The 5,927-nt window shown below is 72.6% G+C and carries 6 protein-coding genes; 4 read left to right on the top strand and 2 right to left on the bottom strand.

What is annotated here, in order from left to right; translation table 11 throughout:
- The 4 genes from Q7T52_RS02450 to Q7T52_RS02435 all read left to right on the top strand — a co-directional run.
- Nucleotides 1–519: peptide chain release factor-like protein (locus Q7T52_RS02450; protein WP_304799150.1), on the top strand; the 519-nt coding region annotated here is incomplete at its 5' end.
- A 482-nt stretch (nt 520–1,001) separates the two neighbouring features.
- Nucleotides 1,002–2,654, top strand: coding sequence for an alpha-amylase family glycosyl hydrolase (locus Q7T52_RS02445; protein ID WP_370692277.1), 1,653 nt, complete (start codon nt 1,002–1,004; stop codon nt 2,652–2,654).
- Between the two features lie 65 nt (nt 2,655–2,719).
- Entirely contained in the window at nt 2,720–3,565 is an 846-nt protein-coding gene (locus Q7T52_RS02440) for a sigma-70 family RNA polymerase sigma factor (protein WP_304799147.1), read from the top strand.
- 83 nt (nt 3,566–3,648) lie between these two features.
- Nucleotides 3,649–3,885, top strand: a complete 237-nt coding sequence (locus tag Q7T52_RS02435; protein ID WP_304799146.1) for a DUF1059 domain-containing protein — start codon at nt 3,649–3,651, stop codon at nt 3,883–3,885.
- Between the two features lie 17 nt (nt 3,886–3,902).
- Here Q7T52_RS02435 and Q7T52_RS02430 read toward each other — a convergent pair whose 3' ends face one another.
- Nucleotides 3,903–5,132: an HNH endonuclease signature motif containing protein gene (locus Q7T52_RS02430; protein ID WP_304799145.1), complete on the bottom strand. Its 1,230-nt coding sequence runs from the start codon at nt 5,130–5,132 to the stop codon at nt 3,903–3,905.
- Between the two features lie 231 nt (nt 5,133–5,363).
- A partial coding sequence (locus tag Q7T52_RS02425) for a hypothetical protein (RefSeq protein WP_304799144.1) occupies nt 5,364–5,927 on the bottom strand: 564 nt, incomplete at its 5' end.

Here is a 5,927-nt window from a genome sequence, read left to right as displayed (position 1 = left end):
GTGCGCATCAGCCCCTTCGACAACCAGGGCCGCCGCCAGACGTCGTTCGCCGCCGTCGAGGTCGTCCCGGTGCTCGAGCAGACCGACGAGATCGACATCCCCGACGAGGACATCCGCACCGATGTCTACCGCTCCGGCGGTCCCGGCGGCCAGTCGGTCAACACCACCGACTCCGCCGTCCGGTTGACCCACATTCCGACCGGCACCGTCGTGAGCTGCCAGAACGAGAAGAGCCAGCTGCAGAACAAGGCCAGCGCCATGGTCGTGCTCAAGGCCAAGCTCCTCGCGCGCAAGAAGGCCGAGGAGAAGGCCCACCTCGACTCGATGCGCGGCGACGTCCAGGCCAGCTGGGGCGACCAGATGCGCAACTACGTGCTCAACCCCTACCAGATCGTCAAGGACCTCCGGACCGGCTACGAGGAGGGCAACCCCTCCACGGTCTTCGACGGTGCCCTCGACGGCTTCCTCGAGGCCGGCATCCGCTGGCGCCGCGGCAGCGAGCGCGCAGAAGAGAACTAGACCGTCTGGTCGCTCCCTGGTGGGCTCGCGCCGCAGACCCGCGCCACTCTCGTAGAGCTGCCGCCTGCCTGGTCCGGCGGGCCTGACCGGCGCGGCGGCCCACCACTCCGCTCCGTGCGCCCTGTAGCCCGGTCGTGCGCGGGTCGGGGCGCCGTCCTGCTGGTGTGGTCGTCGGTCCGGCTGACCCGGCGCCCACCCGCTCGGTGTAGACATACCGGGTGACCGTCCCCACGCAGGTCGTCTCCGCGGCCGAGGCCGCCCTGTCCGGGCTCAAGCGCCGCCGGCGCGAGACCTTCCTGCTGCGCCTCGAGCGCTGGTGGCCCGACCTGGTGGCCGGCGTCGCGGCGGCGTACGACGACCCCGAGCGGGTCGCACAGCGCCTCGTCGAGGTCGCGGCGCGCGGCTACGCCGACCGGCCGCGCGACCTGCAGCGGCTCGACGAGCGGCGGCTGTTGCAGCCCGACTGGATCCAGCAGCCGGGGATGGTCGGCTACGCCTGCTACACCGAGCGGTTCTCGCCAGACGGCACGCTCGCCGGGATCGCCGGCCGGCTGGACCACCTGCGCGAGCTCGGTGTCACCTACCTCCACCTGATGCCTCTGCTGATGCCGCGCGAGGGCGACAACGACGGCGGCTACGCCGTCGCCGACTACCGCGCGGTGCGTCCCGACCTCGGTACGGTTGACGACCTGCGCGACCTGGCCACCACCCTGCGCGGCGAGGGCATCAGCCTGGTCGTCGACCTGGTGCTCAACCACGTCGCCCGCGAGCACGCCTGGGCCGCGGCGGCCCGGTCCGGCGACGCGGCCTACCGCGGCTACTTCCACGTCTTCGCCGACCGCGACCTGCCCGACCGCTACGAGGAGACGCTGCCCGAGGTCTTCCCCGACTTCGCGCCCGGCAGCTTCACCCACGAACCCGAGCTCGACGCCTGGGTGTGGACGACGTTCAACGAGTGGCAATGGGACCTCGACTGGGCCAACCCGGCGGTGCTGGCCGAGTTCGCGCAGATCGTCGTCGACCTGGCCAACCTCGGCGTCGAGGTGCTGCGGCTCGACGCGATCGCGTTCCTGTGGAAGCGGATGGGCACCGCCTGCCAGAACCAGCCCGAGGTCCACGCGATCACCCAGGCGCTGCGTGCGGTCGCCCGGATGGCCGCGCCCGCCACGCTCTTCAAGGCCGAGGCGATCGTCGGTCCGCGCGAGCTGGTGCCCTACCTCGGCGTCGGCGCGCACACCGCCCGGGTCAGCGACCTCGCGTACCACAACAGCCTCATGGTCCAGGTCTGGTCGATGCTCGCCACCGGTGACACCCGGTTGGCCAAGCAGGCGCTCGGCGCCCTGCCGACCACCCCGCCCGACGGGACCTGGATCACCTACCTGCGCTGCCACGACGACATCGGCTGGGCGATCGACGACGGCGACGCCGCGGCCGTGGGCGTCACCGGGCCGGGCCACCGCCACTTCCTCGCCGACTGGTACGCCGGCGACTTCACGGGCTCGTGGGCCGAGGGCCTCGTCTTCCAGCACAACCCCGCGACCGGTGACCGCCGGATCAGCGGCACCGCCGCGTCCCTCGCGGGCCTGGGGCCCGAACGGCGTGACCCCGACGGGGCATTTGCACGGTTGTTCGTCGCCCACGCGGTCGTGGCCGGCTGGGGCGGCGTACCTGTCATCTGGAGCGGTGACGAGCTCGGGCTGCTCAACGACCCCGCCTGGGCGGACGAACCGGGTCACGCCGACGACAACCGCTGGGCGCACCGCCCGCGGGTCACCGACGCCGACGTCCTGCGGCGCCAGGTGCCCGACAGCGACCAGGCACGGGTCTTCGCCGGGCTGGCGCACCTGATGAAGGTCCGCGCCGGCCTGCCCCAGCTGCACGCGTCGGGTCCGGTGTCGGTGCTGCCCGACTCCGACGACGGCGTGCTGGCCGTCGTACGACGCCACCCGAGCGGGCCGTTCGTCGGGCTCTACAACGTGACCGGCGAGTCCCGGCCGTTCCCGATCGGTCGGCTCCACGACCTCGGGCTCGACCGCCCGCACGAGGCGATCGGCGACCACGTGCTGACCGCCGGACCCGACGGGCAGCTGTGGCTGCCGCCCTACGCCGCCTGGTGGGTGGTCGGCGGCCGCTGACGGTCACACCCGGTCCGGCTCGTTCGTCAGGGGAGTGACCGAGCAGAGATGGAAGGGTGACCACCGTGGACCAGACCGAGATGTTCGAGGCCGAGCGGCCTCGTCTGGTGGGGATCGCGAGCCGCGTGCTCGGCGACCACGCCGAGGCCGAGGACATCGTGCAGCAGGCGTGGCTCAGGCTGCACCGGACCGACGCCGAGATCGAGAGCCTGCCCGCCTGGCTCACGACCGTGACCACGCGGCTGTGCCTCGACCGGCTGCGCTCCCGCACCCCGGTGCCCGTGGACGACCTCGGGGACCTCGCGCCCGACGACCAGGTCGACGACCCGGCCGACGACGTCGCGCTCGCCGACACCGTCGGCATCGCCCTCAGCGTCGTGCTCGACCGGCTCTCACCCCGCGAGCGGGTCGCGTTCGTGCTGCACGACAGCTTCGGCTTCGAGTTCCCGACGATCGCGGCCGTCCTCGACACCACCCCCGTGGCCGCGCGCAAGCTCGCCTCCCGGGCCCGGGCCAAGGTCGCCCAGCCCCACCCCGAGGACCGGCTCGCCGACTGGGAGGTGGTCGACGCCTTCATGGCGGCGGCCAAGAACGGCGAGTTCGACCGGCTGCTCCGGCTGCTCGCCCCCGATGCCGCCGTGACGGCGGACGACGCCGCGATCCTCGTCGGTACCCCGCCCCGCATCGACGGCCGCGACGAGGTCGCGACCTTCTTCAACGGCAGCGCCCAGGCCGCCCTGCCGGTCTTCGTCGGCGACCGGCCCGGCACCGCGTGGTTCCACCTCGGCCAGGCCAAGGTCGTCTTCGACTTCACCGTCGGCGACGGCGTCGTGCGCGCCATCACCTTCCGCGCCGCGCCGGACGTGCTCGCCCAGGTCGTCCGCCGCGACGGCGGCGACGTCCGCGACTGAACCGCCTGGCCGGGCAGTCCGGTCACACCCGGCCCGTCCCGATCGTCAGCACACCAGACCCCCACCCCCTCAGGAGGAGCACCATGAAGACCATGACCTGCCAGGACCTCGGCGGTCCCTGCGACCTCGAGCACCACGGCGAGAGCGCCGACGACGTCATCAACGCCCAGGACAAGCACCTCAAGGAGGCCGTCAAGGCCGGCGATGCCTCGCACCAGGAGGCCCGCGACGCCATGAAGGGCCGCTGGCGGCACCCCAAGAAGTCCCTGGGTTGGTACAACGACACCAAGAAGGCGTTCGCCGCGCTCCCCGAGGACTGAGACCCGCCGCCCGCTCGTCACGTCCGCATCGGGTAGGTCTCGCCGGTTGCGTGGGCCTGGTGGTGGTGGAACGGGCACAGGAGCATGGCGGTCTTGGTGTCGGTGGTGCCTCCTTGGGACCAGGGGATGCGGTGGTGGACGTGGCAGAGCCAGCCCGGGACGTGGCAGCCGGGGTGCTCGCAGTGCTTGCGCTCCACGATCAAGACCAGGCGCTGCGTGGGGGTGTGGAGTCGGTACCTGCGTCCGACGGAGAGGACCTCGCCGTCGGCGTTCATCCACATCGGGACGATCCCGGCCTCGCAGGCCAGGCGTAGGTATGCGGTGTGGCTGATCCTGGTGCCGGTGTCGAGACTGGCGGCCTTGATCGTGCCTTGGAGGAGGTCGGCGTCGCCGATGGCGATGACGGTGGCGTCGAGTCCGCCGAGCTTGGGCAGGAGCTTGGCGGGAGCGGGCGAGGTAGTCGCAGAACGCCTGCGCCCCATCCTCTCGGCCGTGGGGGTCTTCCAGTCGTAAGAGCCCGCCCCGTGCTCGGCTCGGACGTGCTTCGGCGCGGCCAGCGCGGTGAGGGCCTTGCGGAGCATGTCGCCGTAGAGGCTGGGAATGGAGAACCGGCCGTGGGTCATCCCGTGGCCGTCGTCGCCCATCGAGAACCGGGTCTTCTTGCGGGCTCGGGCTTCTTGGCGCTGCAACGCTGCGGCTTCGCGGGCATCGGCGCCTTCGGGGTCGAGGCGCTGGTAGATCTCGTGGCCCAGGTTGGCCAACGCGTCAGCGTCGTGGTCGGCGGCCTCGGCGAGCAGGAACGCCGCGGCCCTCTGCTTGTCGTGGGCGGTGTCGTGCTCATCGAGCAGGGCGATCTTGTCGGCGATGGCCTGGGCCTGCTCGGCGTGCAGGTCACCGCGGGCGTTCGCCGACCGGGTCGGCTCCCACGACCCGAGCGCAGCCGCGAGCTTGACCTTCGCCGACGCCGTACGGCCGGTGACGTTGGTCGTCAGCCGCAGCCACGTCTTCAGGATGCGGCACCGGGCGGTGCCGGGGCGGTCCAGGGCCCCCGCGTGGCCGACGACGCGGGCCTCGACCTCGGCCACCCCGGCGGCGACCTTCGCGGCCAGGACCACGACGCGGTCGGTGGTGGCCTCGTCCATCGACCACGCCGCGACGTCGGCGAGACCCTTCAACTCGTCGAGGACGGTGCACAGGAACGCCTCGATCGGGTGGTCCGATCGTGGGGTGGCGGTGTGCTGGGTCATGGACCGATCCGACCACCGAACGCCGACCGGGAGCCGGCTCAAGGACTGGGGTTGTGGACAACCTCGACATCGACCTGGGCTGTGGACGACTCGTGGTCGTTTCCACAGGCCAGTGCGGCTGGGGGTCTCGTGACGGTTGCTGGCGCAACCTCCTCGACCACCGTGTGGTGCGGTCGGGCTGAGGCCTCCCCGACCTCCGTGTGGTGCGGTCGGGTCGCGCTGGGAGTCGCGCTAGGAAGCGACCGCGTCGAGCACGGCGACGCACCAGCGGTCGGCGCGTTCGGCCGCCTCGTCGCGGTCGACCGGTCCGGCGACGGTGCAGGTGAGCCAGGCGTCGCCGAAGAGGCCGCGGTAGGAGGCCTGGACGCCGCGGGCGGTGCGGCAGACGAGCGCGATGGACGGCTTGCCGAAGGCCGGTGATGCGGTATCGGCGCGGCAGCCCTGCTCGGCCTTGGCGTCCTCGACCAGGCCGGCGGCGACGCGGGGGGTGACGGGTGGGGCGAAGACCCAGGCCCGGGCGGCCGCCGTGTCGGTCGTCCACGCGCAGGCGAACTCGTGCGCGATGTCCTGGACCCGGCCGACCACCCGTGCGTTCTGGCCGTCGGCGTAGGACGTCGACTCGGTCGACGGGCCGCCCAGCGCCGCCTCGACCGCGTCGGGCGCGACCGCGTCGCAGAAGGCGTCGCGGCGCACGGCGGTCGTCAGCGTGTCGACCTCGGCCAGCGGCACGGTCGGCGCGGTCGTCGGCGGGGCCGTCGTCGCCGGGCTCGAGCCCGCGTCGGGCTCGCCGTCGCC

The organism is Nocardioides sp. (assembly GCF_030655615.1).
GTDB lineage: Bacteria > Actinomycetota > Actinomycetes > Propionibacteriales > Nocardioidaceae > Nocardioides.
Note: the sequence above shows the minus strand (reverse complement) of the source record. Positions and strands in the feature narration are given on the sequence as shown.

What these genes read in the sequence shown, in the direction of transcription:
- Q7T52_RS02445 (WP_370692277.1), top strand. Translation starts at nt 1,002, where the DNA reads ATGGTCGGCTACGCCTGCTACACCGAGCGGTTCTCGCCAGACGGCACG.
- Q7T52_RS02435 (WP_304799146.1), top strand. Translation starts at nt 3,649, where the DNA reads ATGAAGACCATGACCTGCCAGGACCTCGGCGGTCCCTGCGACCTCGAG.
- Q7T52_RS02430 (WP_304799145.1), bottom strand. Translation starts at nt 5,132, where the DNA reads ATGACCCAGCACACCGCCACCCCACGATCGGACCACCCGATCGAGGCG.